11 protein-coding genes are annotated in these 19,714 nt (G+C 62.6%); 3 read left to right on the forward strand and 8 right to left on the reverse strand.

The window, feature by feature from the left end:
* Positions 1 to 36: 36 nt before the first annotated feature.
* Entirely contained in the window at positions 37 to 1,785 is a 1,749-nt protein-coding gene (gene capB / locus V6590_RS16860) for a caprolactamase subunit beta (protein WP_335424850.1), read from the reverse strand.
* A 200-nt stretch (positions 1,786 to 1,985) separates the two neighbouring features.
* Here capB and V6590_RS16865 point away from each other — a divergent pair, with 200 nt between their 5' ends.
* On the forward strand, positions 1,986 to 3,035 hold the full coding sequence (locus V6590_RS16865) for an AraC-like ligand-binding domain-containing protein (protein ID WP_335424851.1): 1,050 nt from the start codon (positions 1,986 to 1,988) through the stop codon (positions 3,033 to 3,035).
* A gap of 131 nt (positions 3,036 to 3,166) precedes the next feature.
* Here the strand turns inward: V6590_RS16865 and V6590_RS16870 are convergent, their stop codons facing one another.
* Entirely contained in the window at positions 3,167 to 4,123 is a 957-nt protein-coding gene (locus tag V6590_RS16870; protein ID WP_335424852.1) for a hypothetical protein, read from the reverse strand.
* 628 nt (positions 4,124 to 4,751) lie between these two features.
* Between V6590_RS16870 and V6590_RS16875 the strand changes: the two genes are divergently transcribed.
* Positions 4,752 to 6,050, forward strand: coding sequence for a DUF7986 domain-containing protein (locus tag V6590_RS16875; RefSeq protein WP_335424853.1), 1,299 nt, complete (start codon positions 4,752 to 4,754; stop codon positions 6,048 to 6,050).
* A 99-nt stretch (positions 6,051 to 6,149) separates the two neighbouring features.
* On the opposite strand, the gene V6590_RS16880 is transcribed toward V6590_RS16875, so the two are convergent.
* The 4 genes from V6590_RS16880 to V6590_RS16895 all read right to left on the reverse strand — a co-directional run bounded on the left by V6590_RS16880 (position 6,150) and on the right by V6590_RS16895 (position 14,422).
* Positions 6,150 to 7,517 (reverse strand): McrC family protein, encoded by a 1,368-nt coding sequence (locus V6590_RS16880; protein ID WP_335424854.1) that lies wholly within the window; start codon positions 7,515 to 7,517, stop codon positions 6,150 to 6,152.
* Positions 7,517 to 10,720: an AAA family ATPase gene (locus tag V6590_RS16885; RefSeq protein ID WP_335424855.1), complete on the reverse strand. Its 3,204-nt coding sequence runs from the start codon at positions 10,718 to 10,720 to the stop codon at positions 7,517 to 7,519. The genes V6590_RS16880 and V6590_RS16885 overlap by 1 nt, the downstream gene beginning before the upstream one ends.
* Positions 10,721 to 13,951 (reverse strand): TM0106 family RecB-like putative nuclease, encoded by a 3,231-nt coding sequence (locus tag V6590_RS16890; RefSeq protein ID WP_335424856.1) that lies wholly within the window; start codon positions 13,949 to 13,951, stop codon positions 10,721 to 10,723. It abuts the gene before it with no gap.
* 192 nt (positions 13,952 to 14,143) lie between these two features.
* Positions 14,144 to 14,422 carry a hypothetical protein gene (locus V6590_RS16895; RefSeq protein WP_335424857.1) on the reverse strand — a complete coding sequence of 93 codons (279 nt, stop codon included), beginning with the start codon at positions 14,420 to 14,422 and terminating at the stop codon, positions 14,144 to 14,146.
* Between the two features lie 139 nt (positions 14,423 to 14,561).
* On the opposite strand from V6590_RS16895, the gene V6590_RS16900 reads away from it, so the two are divergent.
* Complete coding sequence (locus V6590_RS16900) at positions 14,562 to 15,536, forward strand: helix-turn-helix transcriptional regulator (protein WP_335424858.1); 975 nt, start codon at positions 14,562 to 14,564, stop codon at positions 15,534 to 15,536.
* Between the two features lie 153 nt (positions 15,537 to 15,689).
* Here V6590_RS16900 and V6590_RS16905 read toward each other — a convergent pair whose 3' ends face one another.
* Both V6590_RS16905 and V6590_RS16910 read right to left on the reverse strand, forming a co-directional pair.
* Positions 15,690 to 16,442 carry a M48 family metallopeptidase gene (locus V6590_RS16905; RefSeq protein ID WP_335424859.1) on the reverse strand — a complete coding sequence of 251 codons (753 nt, stop codon included), beginning with the start codon at positions 16,440 to 16,442 and terminating at the stop codon, positions 15,690 to 15,692.
* Entirely contained in the window at positions 16,442 to 19,708 is a 3,267-nt protein-coding gene (locus tag V6590_RS16910) for a type I restriction endonuclease subunit R (RefSeq protein WP_335424860.1), read from the reverse strand. Before V6590_RS16910 ends, V6590_RS16905 begins: the two co-directional genes overlap by 1 nt.
* Positions 19,709 to 19,714: the final 6 nt, after the last annotated feature.

Genomic DNA, 19,714 nt, shown 5'->3' on the forward strand with positions numbered 1-19,714 from the left:
CATTCGTTTCGTGTTGAGCGGTTCGGGTTGGGCGCTTCAGGCGGCGCGCAGACGGGCGGTGGCGTCGTGGTCCACCGACAGGCTGTCGCGGTCGGTGATCACCACCCCGTAGTCGAGCCGCGCCCCTTCAAGGCTAACGAGGCCGTTCCTCACATCCTCGACCACCTTCTGCACGTCGCGTTCGAAGGGGTTGCCATAGCCGCCGCCACCGGGGTTCTTGTTGGCCGCACGCTCTCCGGGCTGGATGGTTTCGATCACGTTGTCGGTGATGATCTTCGTCTCACCGTTGCGGATGACTTCCAGCCGGCCCACCTTTTTCTCGATTATCGTCGATTTCGCGCCTGCAGCCCCCATGGCGGGAATGCGGCGGCCCTCGCCGAAGGTGATCAGCGTCATGGGCGTGTCCAGCGGCTCCACCTCCCAGCAGGTGCCGGAGCCGCCACGGTTCTTGCCTGCGCCGCCCGAGTCCTCCATCAGCGAATAGCGGTGGATGATGATCGGATAGCTGTGCTCCAGCATCTCGATATCGCCGCTGGTCAGCGCGCCAAAGCAGCATTCCGGGCCGACCGCGTGCCAGCCATCGGCCTGCGCCGTGGCCCCCGCTCCCGAGATGATCGAGGCAAGGACCATGGTCACATATTCCTCGTCATGGCGCTTGTCCCAGCCTGCGATGTTGCAGCCATTGGCATGGCCCCAGCTGGCCGAAACCTTGTGCGGTGCCGCCTGCTCAAAGGCCAGACGCACGGCATCGGTCAGCGTTTCCATCGGGGTGGTGGTGCAGTTCATGTGCGGCGCGGGGGATTTCGCGTTGCACAGTGTCCCCTTCGGCCCCATGTCCGTCGTCACGCAGCGATAGAGCCCTTCGTTATAGGGCGGGGGCAACTGGGCGAACATCATCAGGCCCAGATAGACGCCGGAATGGCTGTTGCCTTCGTAGCTGTTGATGAAATAGGGGATCTGCGGGGGCGAGGCGATGGCGATATGGCAGCCATCCCCCTTGATCGTCACCGTGGCCGTGATCTCGAAATCGCCGTAGCCGTGGCCTGCGTCTTCAAGGATCGCGGTGCCGGTATAGGTGCCGTCCGGCACGTCCGAGATCAGCTTGCGCATATGCGCCTCGGCCATGTCGAGCAGTTCGGCGATGCAATCCTGCACGACATCCTTGCCGTATTTCTTCATCAGGTTGATCAGATTGCGCGCGCCCACCTGACATGCCCCGATCAGAGCGTTGAAATCACCTTCCTGATCACGACGGGCCCGCATGTTGGTCAGCAGAAGGTTCATCACGTCCTTGCGCGGACGGCCACGATCCCACAGCTTGACCGGCGGGATGCGCAGACCTTCGGCGAAGATCTCGGTCGCATTGGGGTTGTAGCCTGCGGGAACCGGCCCGCCGATATCGGTCAGATGGCCCTTGCAGACCGTCCAGAAGACCAGCTCGCCCTCGTAGAACACGGGCATGTACATGCAGGTGTCGATGATATGGCTGCCGCCATAGGCGGGGTCGTTGTGCAGGATCAGGTCGCCTTCGTTGATTTCGCCTTCGAAGAAGCGCGCGACCGATTTCATGGCCGGGATCAGGCTGCCCAGATGGATCGGGATATCCTGCCCCTGCAGGATCATCTCCGGCGTGTGGTTGAACAGCGCGGTCGAATAGTCATGCGCCAGATTGAACACCGACGACCGTGCCGTCTGTTCCAGCGTCAGCGTCATCTCGCGCTGTGTAGTTTCAAGCACGCCCCGCACGACCGAAAGCGTGATCGGGTCCACATTGCGTTTGGCCATCCCTTGTTCCTCCCCGGATGGGAAAACGGCACCGGATTGCAGAAGCGTGGTAAAGCCCCCCTGAACCCGGGCTGTTTTCCAGCCTCTCTTAATCCCGGTAGACTGAAGGAAATCCGCGCCGCGCTCTTGCATCGCAAAGCGTGATCCTTTGCATCTGCGCGCATATCGCGGGACACGTTTGTCGCCGAGCGCGCAAATGCTTGACGCTCGGCGCACGGGGCAGACTGATCGGACCGAAAAGACTTGATGCAAAGCGGTTTCGGGCCTACCGATTCTCAATCAGCGCTTTGGGGAGAGGGCGCATGGAAATCGTTGCGCATAACACTACGCAGGTCATGCCGAACCAGCGCTCGTCGCATTGGACGCGCGTGATCGGCGAAACTTACTTTCCGTTGCAGCTGACTTTCCGCGATGCCGGTGCGTTCTCCGGGACCCTTGAGAAGCGGCAGATGGGAAACGTCTCCCTGTCGCGCCTTGCAACCGAACCGCTGCAATACGAGCGGCGGCCAACGCACATCACCCATACCCGCGAGGAAGAGTATCTGATCACCGTCCCCCGTCTTAGTCCGGTCGAGTTCAAGCAGATGGGACGCGAGGTCCGCTGCGACCCCGGCGGTTTCCTCCTTGAACGCGGCGACGAACCCTACCGCTTTTCCTATGACACGACGAACGAGCTGAGTGTCCTGAAGATCAGCAAGAAGTCGCTGGCCGAAAAGGTCCGCGATCCGGACAGGTTCTGTGCCAGGACGATCGACTGCCGCAGCGGTCTTCCGTCGCTCTTTACCTCGCTGATGCATCAGCTTCATTCGCTGCCCCTGTCAGCGGGGCGTGCGGCAGACATCCTTGGCCAGCAGATCGTCGATGTGCTGGCCCTTGCTCTGGACGAATCCGCGACCGATGACCATCAGGTGCGCACATCGGTGCGGGCCGGACATCTGCGTCGGGCCGAACAGGTGATCCGCAAGCACCTGTCCAACCCCACCCTGTCGCCCGAATTCGTGGCCGAAGCCTGTGGCATCTCGAAGCGTTATCTGCACGAACTTTTCGGCGACACGAACCAGACAGTTTCCCAGTTCATCCGGGATGAACGGTTGATCGCGGCAAAGGAACTGATCCTGTCCTCGCCCGCGTTGTCGATGGCCGAGATTTCATACCGCTTCGGCTTTTGCGATCAGGCGCAGTTTTCAAGGCTGTTCAAGGCCAAGTTCGGCGTAGCTCCCTCGGACTGGCGACGGAGTCGCGCCAATTGACGCTCCCCTCCACCGCCCGTGGCTCGGGCGGTTTTGTGCGCCGATTGACACCCGTATGCGCGCTGCTTCCAAACAAAGCACGGGAAAGCAGATGTCAGCGCGTGGATTGCCGACCGTCCGCTCAGGGCCGTTCACGCCGCCTGCAACTGCGCCGCACAAGCCAGCCGCCCTATATCCCAGCCACTGGTATGCCCCTTCTTCAAATACACCGCCGCCAACTGGAACCCGCTTTGGGGCCAGCCCTTGGGTGTGTCGAGCCAGAGGATTTGCGCGATCCCGAACCCTGCCGCCTCGATGTCGCGCAGGCGGGCTTTGGTCGTCAGGTTCACAAGCGGGGCAAGCCAGACGATGTTCGGCGCCAGGGTCATGGCGTGGCGGGTGAAGTCGCGCAGCCGGGACCAGGGCGGGTTCGTCACGATCCAGTCGACGGGCTGCGTCGAGGTCAGGAAGTCGCGTCCGTCGGTCAGTTCGCACCAGTCGCGCTCAAGATGGGCGGGGAACTGGTCGAAGAAGGCTCCACGCCCGCGCGCCGGGTCGAGGATGCGGCCAACCATCTGACTTTGGAAATGCGAAAGAATCGCCGCCGCAAGCTCCGGCGGTGTCATCACCATGTCGCGCGACGGCGCGTTGCGGGGCGGCACAAGGCCGGGCTTCGAACCCCGGTTTCGGCTTCGCAACGCCGGTCGCAGGCCTAGGGCTGACAGCACGGCGATCAGGATGGCGACACCGCCGCCCAGGTTCTTCTCCAGATCGATGATCGTGCCTCGGGCGCAACCGACACGCCGCGCAAGGCCGGCCTGCGTCAGGCCCTTGGAAAGCCGGCGCGCGACGATGGTCTGCACAGGATCGGTGCCGATCGGCATCCAGCCCCAGTCAAGGTCGAGGATGCGCATCACCCCTTGCAAGGACCGGAGGGTGCCGCTGCCCCGTTGCAGCCCCCGCAAGGTCGGCACGCTGATCCCGGCAGACGTCGCAAGCGCCGCCTGCGTCAGCCCGCGCGCACGACGCGCGTGCTCCAACAACGGAAGGGTCGGCATGTCCGAATTTCTTTCTGCTTTCCGAGGACAAATAAAAAGATAATCCGACATGCGCAATGCGTAGTATGTTGGCTGCTGAGCGGAACCGTTGCACCGCCCGCCGCACAGGTCCCGCGCATGGGCCCGCGCCCGAAGGTCGAAGAGGACGTCGGCCTGCTCCTGTTTAAGGGACCAGCCAAAGGTGATCGTCTTTCAGTCATGGCGGAAACGGACGCGGCGCCGGGCTGAGAGAAGAGCGACGATCTGGGCGGTGGCAGTTTGCAGCCATGCCAGCGACAAGGCCCATTGTTGCCGCAGCCTCGCCAGCAATGCGGGTCCCGCCGACATTCACCCCCGGTGCCGCCCCGACAGAAACCGAACTGTCCATCGGGTTCGCACTGCAGACAGACAAAGGCCTTCGTCAAGGACCGACGTGGACGTCGAAGACGCCATACTTTGAATTCCGAAAAAACAGAAACCATTTCAAAACAGTCACTTGAGAAAGAATAAGAAGCCGGAAAACCTCTCCTTCCCTTCTCACTGGCAAAACGAAGACAGGCATCAACCTGGAAAACAAAGAACTTGGAAAGACGGTCAACCTGAGAAACCGGAAAGAGGAAACACCCCAAGAACTCCCCTGTCTGGACAGCCCTTGCCGCCCCTGTCACCCTGACGCGGCCACTTCCACCGGATCGCGCCGATGAAACCTTCGCACGACCTGACCAACCTGATCGCCTTTTCCCAGCGCGAAGGGGTGTGGCCGGAGCTGCTGGCTTCGGTGCTTGATGAGCATTTCGGACCGGCGCTGGAGGAGTTCGATCTGGATTTCGATGACCTTGAGGAGGTTCTGGGTCCGCAATTGCCTTGGGTGATGTGGGGCTGTGCCTTCGAGGACTTCCTGACGCGGGATTGGGAACCGGAAGGGAATGTCGTCGATCTTTACCTCAAGCGCCGGGGCTGGCGGGAACCGGCTTTGGCCAAGGGTTACATGCAGGGCCTGCGCCATGCCCATGTCAGCCTGCACGAGGTCCTGTCCACCGTGGCGGGCGAAACCATGGTGTTGCGCGATGTGCTGACGGGTGCAGGGCCTGTCACCGTCCGCGAGAAAAGCGCGAGCCGGACCCTGAAACCCGGCGACCGCATTGCCGTCCGGGTGGTGCCGGTGCGGGATCACCATGTGATCTCGGGCGGTTTGCTGCCCTTTGCGCCCGCCGTTGTTGACACGCTGATGGACGGGCTGCGGACCGTGCTGAAGCTGCGCCGGAAAAAGGACCTGCGCCTGTCGCCCGAGCAACTGCGCGGCATTGCCCACCTGTTCACGGCGGCCTTCCTGTTCACCCACTTGCCCCAGGCCCTGGACCCGCAACGGCCGCAGATGACGAACACGGATGGCGAGGACCTTGTGTTCCACGAATTGCGCTTTCCCTTTGCGACCGGCGTGACGCAGGCACAGGTGACCGAGGCACTCAGCCATTTGCCCGACCTTTCCGCCGACGGGGCAAGGCGTTGGGTGTGGCTGTCGAAGTCCGGCAAGGGCGGGGCAGGAAACATGATCCACGGCACGCTGGACCTGCGTGGCAAGGCTCTGGTGCTCGAAGTGAATTCCGCCGAACGCGCGGCCCGCGGGGCGGCGATGGTCGGCAAGGCCGCGGGCGCCCTGCTGCGCCCGCCCCTGATGGCAATCCAGACCGTCGATCAGGCCCGGGCGGCGCATGTCGAACGGGCGCCCTTGGCGACCGAGGAAATCCCGCCCGAGATCGCGCAGGAGGTCGCCCACGCCCACATGACCCGCCACTATCGCGACACGCTGGACCAGCCCATTCCGGCGCTGCAAGGCAAGACACCGCGCCAGGCGATCAAGACTGCCGCCGGGCGGAAACGGGTGGCGGAATGGCTAAGGCTTCTCGAAACCGGCACGGCTCGCGCCGATGCAGGGGCGATGACGGGGTATGATTTTGCCTGGATGTGGGAGGAGTTGGGGGTAACGCGTGAAGGGTGAACCAGGCCTGCCGACTTCTTGGCTGCCTGCAACTTCGAGCGATGCCTCAAGACCCTCTGCTGACGCACGCCCTACGAATACATCTGCAAAATCTGGACATCAGACCCCAATCGATTCATCTTTACCCTCATCAACAAGATGCCGGGACCTATCACCTACCATGACCAAGTCTCGTCGGGGTGCATCCAGCCGGAAAAGCTCATCCAACTCAGCCATCAATTCCGCAACGTTTCCGATCCCCACGCAGGCGGTCTCCAAAACCGTGTCCCGCCCCGTAATCCTGTTCCGCGCCAGCACAACAGGCGATCCGTCCAGTCCCTGATGCCGAGGATACAGCAGTGTCAACCGACCCGTCCGGTAAAGATGCCCATAGGCCATCATCTGGTAAACGTCGCTTTGGGAAACCCCATGCTTCCTGTCGTCCACCCGCGCGGCGATCCTCTTCCACTTCGTGTCGATGATGTGGACCACCTCACCTCCCCGCCGAATGAGAATGTCAGGCTTCGTCTGGAACAGACCGCGCCCGTCAGGCTCCGAAGTCAGGCAAAACAACCGACCGCCCTGCAGATGGACGGAAAACTCCGTGCCCCTCAGGCATCGCGCGATCATCCGGCCCACATATTCCTCGAACAAGGCATTCATTTCGAAGAGCAGCGCAGTGCCTTGTCCAGCGCCCGAACTGGTCGTCTGATATCGTCCGAACAGGAACAACCGCGCCATAGCCAGCAACTCGGCCCATGACCGGTTCGTCCGGTCGAGGATCACCTCGTTCCACCGAAGGGCGGCCGGCGGCACATCCGAGACGTCGGCATAGACAAAGCCCAGTTCCCGAAGCTTCTGGACGTTCGATGCACTTCTCGAGACACGGGAAAGATGCCCAATTGTCGCCTTCAGGATCCGGTTCAGGGCGATGTCCCCAGACAACTCATCGAACCGGCAGGCGAGGCGAGACGGATTGACCGCATGCCGCGTGAACTGCCGCGTTACGTCGAGGGTCCCGCGAAGGGCGGGCAGATCGTCCTCGTCCCGCCGATATTGGCGTGGCATGCCCCGCCTGACCGCCTCGGTCAGCTTATCGGCAAAAACCCGGATCAGGATTTCCAGAAGCGTGTCGCGCTGCCAGTCGAGCTCCGTCATCCGCCCAAGGTCGATCCGCAAGTCCAACGCCACGGCCAGCATATGGATCAGACGCTTCCGGATCGCAGCGTTGCGGGCTGTCAGGTCGGCTTCAGCCACGTCGATCTTTGGCAGGATTTCCAGCGCCCCCTGCGGTGCAGCAATGACGCCCACGACTCCCCGCGCCCGGATGTGCTTGCGATGTTCCTCCAGCACGCCCTGCCCACCGCTTCCGGCCAGGGGTGATGACCGCGCAACTTCCGCAAGCCGTGCGGCCAGGAGCTCCGGTATCTGCCCCTCACCCTCCCCGTAGGACAGGCTTTCCCACTCCCGGATCGTGTGGGTCCGCATCAGGCCGCAAACTCGGACAGATCGAAACGGTCATTCAGCGTCCAGCGCATCCGCGGCTCACGCGTGTCATCATCCCCAAGGCCATCGGGCACCGGCAGAACACGCGCGGTCAGGAAGCGCGACCGCCCCTGCGCCGCATCGCCCAGCACGGCAGCGACGCGGGACCAGTCCTCGTAGAAATATTCTGCCAGCAGGGGGATCACCTTGTATCGCAGCACATCCACGATTTCCGATTGGCTCCGGCAGGCCGAGAAATAAGCGTGTCCGATCTGGTGCTCGCGGTCGAAGAGATACTCGATGCGCTCATTCAGCGTCTGCAAAAGCCTGCGAAGCGCGATCCCGTCCACGACTTCGGGCAGGACCGACGGGTCCGGCATCAATTCGCGGAACGTGAAGCGGCGGCGCAGCGCGGTATCAAGCAGCGCGATGGACCGGTCGGCCGTGTTCATCGTGCCGATGATATGCAGGTTCGCAGGCACACCGAAGAGCGTCTTTGAATAGGGCAGCTGCAGTCTGATCTCGTTTTCCATGCCCAAGCGTTTGTCCGATTCCAGCAGGGTAATGAGTTCACCAAAGACCTTCGAGATGTTGGCCCGGTTGATCTCGTCGATGATCAGGACATGGGGACGGGCAGACTGCGTCGGGCGGGCGGCGGACTCCCCGAACACGGTCTGTTCAAGCACATCCCAGCCGATGAGGTCCGGCTCCAGCGAGTAGATTGGGTGGAACGAGGTGAAGGGTTTCGGATAGATCCCCTCGCGGTCCACGCCTTGGGCGCTTGACCATATCCATTCGACCGCCCGCGAATGCCGTGCGGGTTCTGTCGCGGAGGGTGGTTCATAAAGATACGGTCCCACGATACGACCCAGCGCCACGACGTTTCCGGTGCGCGCCGTCAGCATGACGAAGTCGCCGACCTCCGCTTCCGAACGGATCACCCAGGTCCCATAGACATCGGGCGAGTATCCCTTGATCTGCGGATTCTCGACCTGACGCACTGCCTTGATCGCATCCCATTCCTCGAATTCCGGCGCAGACCAATCCGTATCGCCGCCATGCAGCCAATCGATACGCCCCAGGGCGAGGGCCCGATCCAGCTTGGACTTCCATCCGCTGCTTGTCAGGCCCAGTCGATAAATCTTTCGCTTCCGATCCAATCTTGAAGACTCCTCCGCCGTCACCCCGGTATCAAGCCGCGCCCGCTCGCTGATCCGTTTGAACAGCCCGTCCTTTACTTTCAGGGTAAAGCCTCCTCCCTGCACGCCGCTTTCCGAAAGTTCAGCCCCACCGGAAGAACCGGTCTCTGGCCGCAGTCCTTCCACGAATTCTTCATAGGACATGGACTGATGGAAGGTTACGAACTCTACCCGACCTTCGGAAACCAGCGTCCGGTAGGCCTGCATCACAGCCTTCCGGTCGTTTCGCATCGCGGCGGCCGCCGTATCACCCAGACACAGCCGGACCGCCTCGAACGCTGTATGGTAGGTCTTTCCGGTCCCGGGCGGCCCGTAAAGGATCATGTTCGTCGGCAGGGTAAGCTCAGTGCTCTTCATCGGTTCTGTCTTCCCTATCTGCTCGAACGCAAAGGTAAATGTTTCGTCTCCGGACTGCGCCGCGCCGCTGCATCCGATGAGGGTGATTCCCGCCATATCCGCGAACACCGGATCAGAGATCGCCTCGCTCGCAGCCGCTACCGTGAAGGAAGGTCCAAGCAGGCGGTGCAGATCGCCCACCCTGATCTCCACCTGCGACCGCTGATCCTCCCGCGCCGGTTCGACGAAGTAGTTAACCGCGCAAAGGCGCATACGGTCAGGTCCACGGTCGAGATGGGTGTATTGTTCGGGCAGTGGCAAAGTCTCGCCGTTCTCGCCAACGATCACGAAACCGGCGGCATGGAGTAACGCGGCAGAATCGTGCTTCTGACCCCATCCCCCTGTAAGCTCCGATTTATTCCGGATGACCCCGACGATCGGCTTGGTCGGGTAGACCCTGTTCCGCCGTTCGCGTGTCGACAACACCCAATAGTCCCGCGGATCGCCGAACCGATCCAGAATCTCTGTCCTTTCCACGCCGTCCCTGTGCCGATCAATGGCATCCATCGCGCCTTCCACCGTCAGGCGGGTGATGGGCATGTCCTCGTCGCGATACCGCGACACAACCCAAAGCGCACTCTGCACATCGATCATGTCCCGTGGGGCCAGACCGCGCTCGACAAAGGCCGCCCGGACAGCCCGCATGAACCGCAACTCGTCAGCATAGGTGGCCGAAACTTGTGGATGACGTGGAAAAGGACGCCCCGTCCCCTCGCGCCACAGATCCTGACGGACGGTATTGCGGATGTAACTCGCCGAGTCCGGCCATAGATGGAAGAAAAGGAACTCAGCAATCTGCCGGGGCGGATCGTCCGAAGGGTTCGGCACCGCCGCGCGCCAGACCGCAACGAACTCATCCATCGCGGCACCGTGTCCTTCTGGTGGCCTCAAAGCCGCATGCGCCAGCCGGACAAGGGCCGGTTGAAGCCGCTCCTTGTCGCCGTCCCCATTGGGCATGAGCGGGAGGCTCGTCCGCCAATCCAGCAGGTTGCTGCTCTTCTGGCCGATCGACGCCAGCACGGCATCGAAGATTTCACGGTCCGTAGAAGCAGCTTCCAAACCGGCCCGCAGATTGCGCGACGTTTCGAGCTTGTAGCTTCTCTCCCGCTGATCGAACTCTGCATCAGGCGGATCGAAGTGCCGGAAGTCAGGGAACATCGTCCGGACCACACCGATCCATCGCGCAACGGCAGCAGGATCGAGAACAAGTTCACCCTCGTCACCACCAACAAGCGCAATGAGCTCTTTCAGCCGTCCCACAGAGTCCACACGCACCTGAACGCAGTCCGACGTCCCGAAAGACCAGTCGCGGCTCAAACCCGAATGGCGCGCCCCATCCTTCTGGCCGTCCGTATAGGTAAAAAGCTTTGGAACAAAACCTGCCGCTTCCAAACGGTCGGACCATTTCCGATGCAGATAAAAATTCTGAGCTGCTGCCTCGAGCTGCCAGACGAGCCGCTCTCCACCGGTCGTATCGAAAGCAACCATCTTTTTCGTGGCTGTCCCCGGCCGCAAATCAGACCCGACCAACTCCGCCAAGAAATCACGCCGCAACGGAACCACGGCATCACGGTCGTTCTCCACAATCCGCGCCTCGATACCCTCCCACATTCAGCCGTCTCCCAATTCCGTCAGTGCGCAGAGCGTATTCACAAGCCGCATCTGCTCGACCGTCTCGCATTTCGCCTCGCGCAGACGCGGCGCGCCAAAGACCAGTGCCAGCCCCTTGGCGCGCGATACCGCCACATTGATCCGGTTGAGCGAGAACAGGAACTCCATCCCGCGCGAGGTTTCCTCGGCCGACGAGGCGGTCATCGAGACAAGGCAAACCGGGGCTTCTTGTCCCTGGAACTTGTCCACCGTGCCGACGCGGATGGCACCGGGCAGCGCATCGCGCAGGGCGTTCACTTGTGCGTTGTAGGGGGCGACGACGATGATGTCGCTGGCCCGCATCGGGCGAGTGGTGCCGTCCTTGTCGGTCCATGTGCCCCGCAGCAGATCGGCCACTGCCGCGCGGATCGCTTCGACCTCCTCGGCCGCAATCTGCGCGTTGCCCTCGTGCGGCACCGGCACCCAGAAGGCCCCCGCCTCGGGGAAGCGCGTCCCGCTTACCGCCTGACGCGCGGTGTCGGGGTGGCCGTTCAGCCGCCCCTCATAGACCTGATCCGAGATGAACCGGCAGACTTCGGGGTGCATCCGGCGCGAGACGGGCAGGAAGATGCCGCGGTCCGGCGGCACGGTCGCATGTTCGCCTAGCATCCAGTCGAGGCAGGAGAGGTTCGCAGGTTCCGGATGCGCGCCCTGGATCACCTGGGGCAACTGGCGCGGATCACCCACCAGCACGATGTTGCGTGCGGCCCGGCCCATGGCAACCATGTTGGCCAGTCCGACTTGCCCTGCCTCATCGACGAAGAGCCAGTCGAAGGCCTGCACATTCTCGTCGCGAGAGAAAAACCACGCCGTCGCGCCGACAACATGCTGGCCTCCCGCTGCATCGTCATTGCTGGTGGTGCGCCGCACCGGGCAATCATCGGGGTAGCCGTCATCGTCGCCGCCGGTCTTGTGGACCAGATCCAGCGTAATTGGCAGATCCTCATCCTCAAGCGCACTGAGGCAACCCATCAGGACGTTGCGGATCGCTTCGTGGCTGTTTGAGGTTACGCCGACCCTTGCGCCTTTCCGCACCAGCGACAGGATCGCCCGGGCAGTGACATAGGTCTTGCCAGTGCCGGGCGGCCCCTGGATCGGCAGCACGGTTTCGTCCATCGCACCCACAGCCGTGATCGTGCCGGAAACGGGGTCGGCAACAGGCGTCAGGGGGCCGGTTTTCAGACGGGGCGCTGCGCGCGACAGCAGATCATCGACCGCCCGCCAGGAGCGCAGCCCGCATTGGTCGGCGATGACGTCACGCAAGGCGCCAGGGATGGGTTTGGGATCAAGCGGCCAGTCGGGGTGCAAGTTCACCCGGTCTCCCAAAAGATGATCCTTCCCCGGCCCGGCCTTAACCGTGACCTGCCGCGCCTTGCGATCCATGTCGGTGATGCTGACCGAGATCGGCGGGCCATCGAACACCGGCACCGTCGCGCCCTTGCCGGCGCGAAGCTTCGTTTCTTGCAAGGGGAAGCGATAGCTGCGGGCAAAGGACCGCTTGACCGGCTCGATCGGACCAATCGCTTCCAGCCCCGCCAACGCATCAAGATCATCCAGCAGGTCGTCCTCGTCCTTGGACGCGGAGTCGAACACTGCCCATTGCGCGGGCTTGGCCTCGCGCTTGTGAAAGAGGCCAAGGTTGAAAAGGAGCGCCTGCCGGTCATCGGGGAGACCCGATGCGGCAAGTGCCGCGCGCAAGGCCTGCGCATCGGCATCTTCCTCAGTCTCTTTCGGCCCGGCATCTGGGGCCAGGGTAGGCCACGTCCCCGCAGGCCGGATACCCACAAGCCAGTCGCGCAGTTCCTCGGTCGAAATGCAGTCGACGCGATTGTAATCCTCAATCTCATCGAGGATCTGCTGGTCCTGCGTTTCGCGCCAGCGTTCATAGGCGACAACCGATCCGCCCGCCGTTTTGACCTCGCCCTCGCGCACCCGACCGTAAAACGCCTCCATCGACTTGATGGAATAGTTGCGTTCCGATCCGATCAACCCGCCGCGCACGACCGCGAACAGATCGACAAAGCGCCGTTCGCGCAGCAATCGGTCAAGGAACGCCTCGCCGATCCCATATTTCGTGGTCAGGCGGCGCAGCGCGGTGATCTCGTAGGCCGCATAATGATAGATGCGGGCGTTCGGGAACGCCTCCAGCCGCGCGCGGAAGAAGGCCAGTAGCTCCTCGAGCGCCTTGGCCTCGGCCGCGTGGTCGTGCGCCCAGAAGGCGCGGAACTGCCCGTCGCACCAGACGCCGTGCAGATATTCGAGGCCGCCCTCATAGTGCGGATCGCCTTCGATGTCGTAGAACAGATCGCCCGGCTGCGGCGCGGGCAGCAAGTCAAATCCCTTGCCTGGCTCTGGCGCGCGCAACTCGAAGGACGGGGCGCCGGTCTTGCGGGCGTGCTGCAACCGGGCCTGCGTTACCAGTCGCGCGCGGGTGCCCTCGGCCATGCCCCGCACCGGGCGATCCCGTTCCGCAAGGGCCGCCATCGTGGTGATCCCCGCGGCCTCCAGCTTCTTGACCTGTCCCCGGCTGATGTTCGCCACGTTGAACAGGCTGTCCTCGGCATGCCAGACACTCTCACAGTGATCTGCCCAACGACAGAGGCCGCAATCGGCGCAAGGAATGGGGCGCGTGGGCGGCGGATCAGCCACGAAGGCCTCCAGCCGCGCCCGGGCCGCCCGGGCGTAGTGGGCATAGTCCGCTAGCCGCAGGGTAGCGCGCTCGCCAGTGCCCAGTTCGACATGGGCAAACTCCGGCGCGACACCCTGCACTTCCGTCAGCAAGTCGGAATAGAGAACAAGCTGCAGCACATGCTTGGGATGCGGCCTGCGTTTCAGCTTGGTGTCGGCCACTTCATAGCTGAACGGGCCAAGTGCCGAGGGCTTATCGACCCGCAGCAGGAAATCCGACCAGCCGCCCCAGGTGCCGGACAGGAACGCCCCCTGAAAGACCACCTCGGCACCCTGCGCAAGCGCCTCTCGGGTCGATTGCGCGTCGGCGACCAGATCGCCACGGTGTATCTCCAGCACGGTTTTCCCGGCTAACTTCAGCTTTTCCAGATGCGCCGCTTCATGCGCATCGCCCTGTTTCTGCAACAGGGCGGCGTCCTCGGTATCCTCGCCCGGTTCCGGCGCCTCGCCGCGCAAGCGCATCAGGTCGAGCGTCGTTGCATGGGCACAACCCATGAACCGCATCAAGTCGGTTGCCGAGAAAAGGATGTTGCCGCCGAGGTTCCTCATGGTCGCCCTGAAATCGTAAATGAGCGCAACCCGAAGCGGAATCGTCTCGTCAGGTCACAGGTTCCTCAATAAGCGCCCTGGGTGTCAATTCCTGTCGGGCTCTGCGCGCCGATAAATCGGCGCGCGCCCACTGAACCATGCGCAGGTTTAGGCGAACGACAAATCACTATCGCGCACGATCCTGAGGCTCTTCGGCGCGATCAAGGATGGCGATTTGCCTTTTGCGCCCATGCGCAGCGAAAAGCCGCGACTGACAAGCGAGGCCGCCTCGTCCAGCGTCCGGACATAGGTCGCGTGTTCGGCGTGGTGCTTGTGTTTGCCATGCGCCGGATCGGCAAGCTGATAGCCCTTAGACGTGAAGACAGGCTCCTCGACGATGCCGCCTCGTGATGAAACCCTTTCGATCCTGATGACACGACCAGCCATTGTTCTTCCTCTCGATGCTTTGGTGCGCCCGCCGGGCCAAGGAACTGGTGATGGAAATCACTCGGGAATCGGCTCGACAGGTCGCACCAACCTTCCTAGCCTGCCGGGGTGACAATCTCTGACACGCTTGCGAGGCAGCATGTCGTTTTCGAAGGCCCAAGATCTGATCCGACTTGCCCAGATTGCCGCTGCACGGCGCGGCGGCGTCAGTCTGGAGGATATCTGCGAGGAATTCGGCGTCTCGCACCGCACCGCGCAGCGAATGACCGATGCGCTTGAGGAGACCTTCGGCAATGTCGAAGCTGCCGATGGAGAGGACCGCAAAAGACGCTGGCGGCTTATCAATCCCGGCCTGTCGCAGTTGCAGCTGCGGCACGAAACCGGTGTCGAGGCGCTGGATATCGCGGCCCGGACGGCCGAGACCGAGGGACGGCTGCGCCACGCCAAGGCATTGAACGACCTGCGCGATGGCCTGCTCGCGCGGGTTCCCGCCCGGGCGCGGGTCGAGGCGGATGCCGAGGCAGTGTTAATGGCGATGGGCCAGGTCACCCGGCCGGGGCCGAAGGTCAGCCTTCAACCCGCAATCCTCGACGCGATCATCGAAGCCCTGCGTGGTCCCTTCCGCCTGCGCGTGCGCTACAATCAGGACGCTGCTTCCCGCATCCTCGAACCGCACGGGGTCCTTTTGGGCCATCGGACCTATCTTGCCGCCCGCGATCCGGCCAAGGCGGACGAGGTGCGCAACTTCCGCATCGACCTCATCCACGAGGCCGAGACGCTGAATGAAAGCTTCGCATTTCAGGACGGGTTCACCATCGCCGAATACGCCGCGCTGGCCTTCGGCGTCTGGCAGGATCCGGCGCAATACGGCGAGGTGGTCTGGCGCTTTGCTCCGGAGGCCGCCGACCGCGCCGCAGGCTTCCGCTTCCATCCGCAGCAGGTCCTGGAACCACAGGACGATGGCAGTCTGATCGTGCGCTTTCACGCGGCGGGCTGGCTGGAGATGACCTGGCACCTCTACCAATGGGGCGACAAGGTCGAGGTGATTGCCCCGCAGGCACTGCGCGACATGGTCGAAGGGCATCGCCGCTCAGACTTTGCCGCCATGCCGTGACCCAATTTCGAGAGGATGAGTTTGGTGCCTGACACCCTGACCTTCGCCACCGTCAATGAAAAACAGGAGGCCATTCGGGCGGGTCTCAGATCACCCTTCGGTTAAGTATAGTGCTTCTATTTCGTTTCTGCCGCATGCGTTCCAAGCATCAGGTCAGATTCCTTCAACTTGGATCCCATTCTCGGCTAGCCACGACTTCCGGCCGCGCCAGTCGGGGAGATGCTGCTCGACCTTGATCCAGAAGGCGGATGAATGGTCTGGATGCAGGCCGTGGGCGAGTTCATGAATGACCACGTATTGAGCGATCCGAGGCGGTAGCAGAATAGCCTTCCAGTGAAAAGACACCCGACCACCACTACCGAATGATCCCCAGCGATAGCCAAGATCCTGAACTTTGACTTCCCTGACGGTCACGCCCATCCGGTTCGCCTGCTCAGTTACTTGTCGTTCGAACCAATCCTGCGCGCGGCGGGTATACCAGCTTACCAAGATTTCCCGGCCCCGATGCGCAGACGCCTTGCGAAGGCAGAAACGTCCGTTGCGAAGCGACAGATCCACGAGTTGGTTTTCCATAAGCCTGAGCCGGTAGCTCTTGCCCAGATACAGGAAACCCTCGCCATCAACGAATTCCTTGATCGGCGCCCTCTGTTGGAGCCTTGCCTTCTCTTCGATCTTGGTGTGGATCCAGAGCAGCTTTTCCTCAACGAACTCCACCAGCTGCTGGTCTGCGGCCTGAGATGGCGCAACGATAGAAAGCGCTCCCGTCCGTTCGACCGTGATCTGCAAGGTCTTGCGCCGATTACTCCTGTGAACCTCGAAAGACAGGCCATCAACCTCCAGCCTGTGATCACTGGTTCGGGTTGGCTTGCCACCAGTTCTGATCGGTGAAAGCGGAAGGCGACGCATCACGCTGTCCTGAGCCTTTCATCGTTTGCCTTGGCTTGCTGGATCAACTCATCAGCTAGGCTTTCAGCATCGGCCACCGTGAACCCGCTCAGCCGCCGGTCAAAAATGATCTCGAATACCTCCGAACGCAGGTTTTCTTGGTCCGCAAGCTTGAAGCTGCTCCAGATCGAACGGTTGGAGCCCACCTCCTCAATGATCCGGTCAACAATCTCGACGGTCATTTGGTGGATGGCCTGCAACTGGGCTGGGTCCGTTTGCGGCCCCGCGGCGCAAGCCTCCAGCACGGTCCGCAAGAAGGGTAGATAAACCTCGGGGATGTCAGGCGCCGTCCCGTCAGCGGGTGCGCCTTCTGAGCGAAGCTCATCGATAAGCGCCCGGAGCTGTTCGATGATCTGATCCCACTGCTGGCCAAGACCATCTAGGATCTGCTTCAGGCGCTCCGACATCTTCTTGAAACGAACAGGGTCCGCCTCAAGGTTCTTGCGGATGTGCGACCGGATCGCATGTTCCATCTCCGACGCTTTGGCACGGCTGCCCGTCGTCTGCCCGACATGGTTGTCAAAGTTCGCATCGGTCAGCTGAACGGGCGGGATCTTCGGGTCGATCCCCAAGGAAATCACATGGTCATCGATCAGCTTGCGGACCTTTGCCCCGACATCGGACCCAAGCGACATGACATCGCGGTATCGATTCCGCGCACGGGCATGGATATAGGCCAACCGCTTCGCATCCTTGACGAAAGGAAGCCCTTCAGGACGCGGCAGGATGATTTCAAGCGAGGTTAGGAAGTCCTTGAGCTTGACTGTGAACTCGGCCCGGGCCTTCTCGGTGGCAAGGACATTCAGGCAGCCCTCATCATCAGAAAGGTCCTCAAGGCCGGCCCTGCGGAAAATGTCGATGACCCGGATGTGGCGATCTCGCAGCACCGGGATCTGGTCATTGAGCCCGACCAGAGCGCCCTCGATATCCTCGTCCGCATATGCGGCCAAGGCGGCCTTCAGGTGATGTGCCACGCCGAAATAGTCCACGACGATCCCGCAGGACTTGCCGAAACCTGTCCGGTTGACCCGGGCGATGGCCTGCAAGAGTTCGGCTTCGCGGATCGACCGGTCCAGATACATCACCCCCTCAATGGGGGCGTCGAACCCAGTCAAAAGCATGGATTTGACGATCAGGAACGCCAGCGGATCGGTCTTGGCCGGGTCCTTGTGGAACAGGGGTTTCTTGAACCGCTTGATCCGGGCTTCCTGGGCATGGCCTTCCGTCCATTGCCGCCAGGTCGGGTCATCGTTGTTGCCGCCCGACATCACGGGCGCAAACTCGATCCGCGCCAGCGTGTCGCGATACCGCCAAGCCTGGACGAGGGCCTGCGTCACAGGCGGCTTGCTGCACAGGAACTCGTCGTCCATTGCCTTGTCGTGATCCGACAGCGCGGCCGCCTGCGCCAACAACTCATCCCGCGCCTCAAGAAACGCAGCATGATACCGGATCACCGCAAGGCGGCTGTAGGCCACGACCTGCGCCTTGTAGCCGTTGGGCAGCAGGTTCGTCACATAGTGCCGCAGCATGTCGCGGGCCTTTTCCGCAATCAGCGCCGGGGCCTCGAGGATGTTGCCCTTGGTTGCGTATTTCTTACGGATCGCCTCCAGCTCGTCCTCGGTCCGGTCGCGAAACATGTCCTCGAACAGCCCGTCCAGCGTGGTCCCGTCCTTCACCGCGCCCTCGGCCGTCCGCCCTTCATACAGGACCGGCACCGTGGCCCCGTCGGCCTCGGCCTCCTTGATCGTATAGCGGTCGATGAAATCGCCAAAGATCTGCGCCGTGCGTTTCTTTTCGCCCATAATGATCGGCGTGCCGGTGAAGCCGATGCGGGCGCAATTTGGCAGGGCCGCCATCAGGTTGGCGTGCAGGTCTCCGGCCTGAGTGCGGTGCGCCTCGTCCACCACGACAAGGATCGTCTCATCCTCGTTCAGCACCTCGAAGGCCGGGCCCCTGGTCACCTCGGGCATATCCTCTTCGGTGCGGTATTTCTGGATCGTGGCGAAGACCAGCCCCGGCCCCTTGCGCCGCGCGAGCCGCTTCAGCGCCCCGGCATTCGTCGCCAGTTCGACCACATCGCCCGACAGGGTCGCCGTTTCCGACAGTTGCCTTTGCAGGTCGCGGCGGTCGGTGACCATGATCACCTTGAACTTCCGCAGCGCCATATCGGTCCGCATCTTGCGGATCATGAACACCATGGTCAGGCTTTTGCCCGACCCTTGCGTGTGCCAGACGATCCCGCCGCGCCGGTCATATTCGCCGTCCAGCGCGCGGGTCTTGCCGGTGCGCAGCCGTTCCAGCGCGCGGTTCACGGCGCGGTATTGCTGATAGCGGCAGACGGTCTTGATGGTCTGGCCGCCCACATTCATGAACAAGAGATAATGCCGCAGGATATCGAGCAGATGCGCGGGCTGCAGCATCCCGGCGATCAGGCGTTCCTGTTCCGACAGGCCCTTCTTCCCCAAACCCGCAGCCACCGCATCTTCGGACCCGGTGCCATCCGGGCCGACAACGGTTTTCCAGCTTCCGTAATGTTCCACGCCTGCGCCGATGCAGCCCACACGGGCCTGATCGAAGCTTGTGGCGATCAGCAACTGGACGCTGGCGAACAGCGCAGGTGCGCCCTCGTTCTCCTCCACCTCCAACGCGGCCTTGCGGGCGTTGTGGTAGCGGCGGAGTTGTTTGACCGCCTCGGCCAGCGGTTCGGGGATGGCGGGGCTTTTCGCCTCGACCACCACGACCGGGATGCCGTTCACCAGCAGGACGAGGTCGGGGATGATGAAACCCTTGCCCACATCATGGCCCGGCGGGCAGTCGATGCGGAACTGGTTGGCGATGGTGAAGGTGTTGGCCCCCACATCGTCCCAGTCGATGTAGCGGATGGTCTGGCCGCGCCCGCCGTCCCAGCCGGGCAGGCCCTCGACCGTCAGGCCGCGCAGCAGCAGTTCCGTCACCGCCTGGTTCGCCTCCATCAGCCCGCGCTGACCGTGGCGAGTCAGGGCGCTGACGGCCTCGGACAGGCGGGCATCGTCCAGCCAGGGCTGGCCATCGGGGCCGGGGTTGATGGCGCGCAGACGGTCGCGCAGGCAGGCCTCGGCGATGGTGTCGCGGAAGGTGGCGCGCCCGGTCAGGCTGGGGTCGTCCTTTGCCCCCTCCTGCACCTGCCAGCCCATGGCGCGGCACTGGTTCAGGAAGGGCAGTTCCACATCGTCATACTCGTGACCCATGACCGG

Source organism: Gemmobacter denitrificans, from assembly GCF_036964905.1.
GTDB lineage: Bacteria > Pseudomonadota > Alphaproteobacteria > Rhodobacterales > Rhodobacteraceae > Gemmobacter > Gemmobacter denitrificans.

Excerpts from the sequence above, each read along its gene's own strand:
- V6590_RS16900 (WP_335424858.1), top strand. The coding sequence starts at position 14,562 with ATGTCGTTTTCGAAGGCCCAAGATCTGATCCGACTTGCCCAGATTGCC.
- V6590_RS16905 (WP_335424859.1), bottom strand. The coding sequence starts at position 16,442 with ATGCGTCGCCTTCCGCTTTCACCGATCAGAACTGGTGGCAAGCCAACC.
- V6590_RS16895 (WP_335424857.1), bottom strand. The coding sequence starts at position 14,422 with ATGGCTGGTCGTGTCATCAGGATCGAAAGGGTTTCATCACGAGGCGGC.
- V6590_RS16890 (WP_335424856.1), bottom strand. The coding sequence starts at position 13,951 with ATGCGGTTCATGGGTTGTGCCCATGCAACGACGCTCGACCTGATGCGC.
- V6590_RS16910 (WP_335424860.1), bottom strand. The coding sequence starts at position 19,708 with ATGGGTCACGAGTATGACGATGTGGAACTGCCCTTCCTGAACCAGTGC.
- capB (WP_335424850.1), bottom strand. The coding sequence starts at position 1,785 with ATGGCCAAACGCAATGTGGACCCGATCACGCTTTCGGTCGTGCGGGGC.
- V6590_RS16875 (WP_335424853.1), top strand. The coding sequence starts at position 4,752 with ATGAAACCTTCGCACGACCTGACCAACCTGATCGCCTTTTCCCAGCGC.
- V6590_RS16880 (WP_335424854.1), bottom strand. The coding sequence starts at position 7,517 with ATGCGGACCCACACGATCCGGGAGTGGGAAAGCCTGTCCTACGGGGAG.
- V6590_RS16885 (WP_335424855.1), bottom strand. The coding sequence starts at position 10,720 with ATGTGGGAGGGTATCGAGGCGCGGATTGTGGAGAACGACCGTGATGCC.
- V6590_RS16870 (WP_335424852.1), bottom strand. The coding sequence starts at position 4,123 with ATGTCGGATTATCTTTTTATTTGTCCTCGGAAAGCAGAAAGAAATTCG.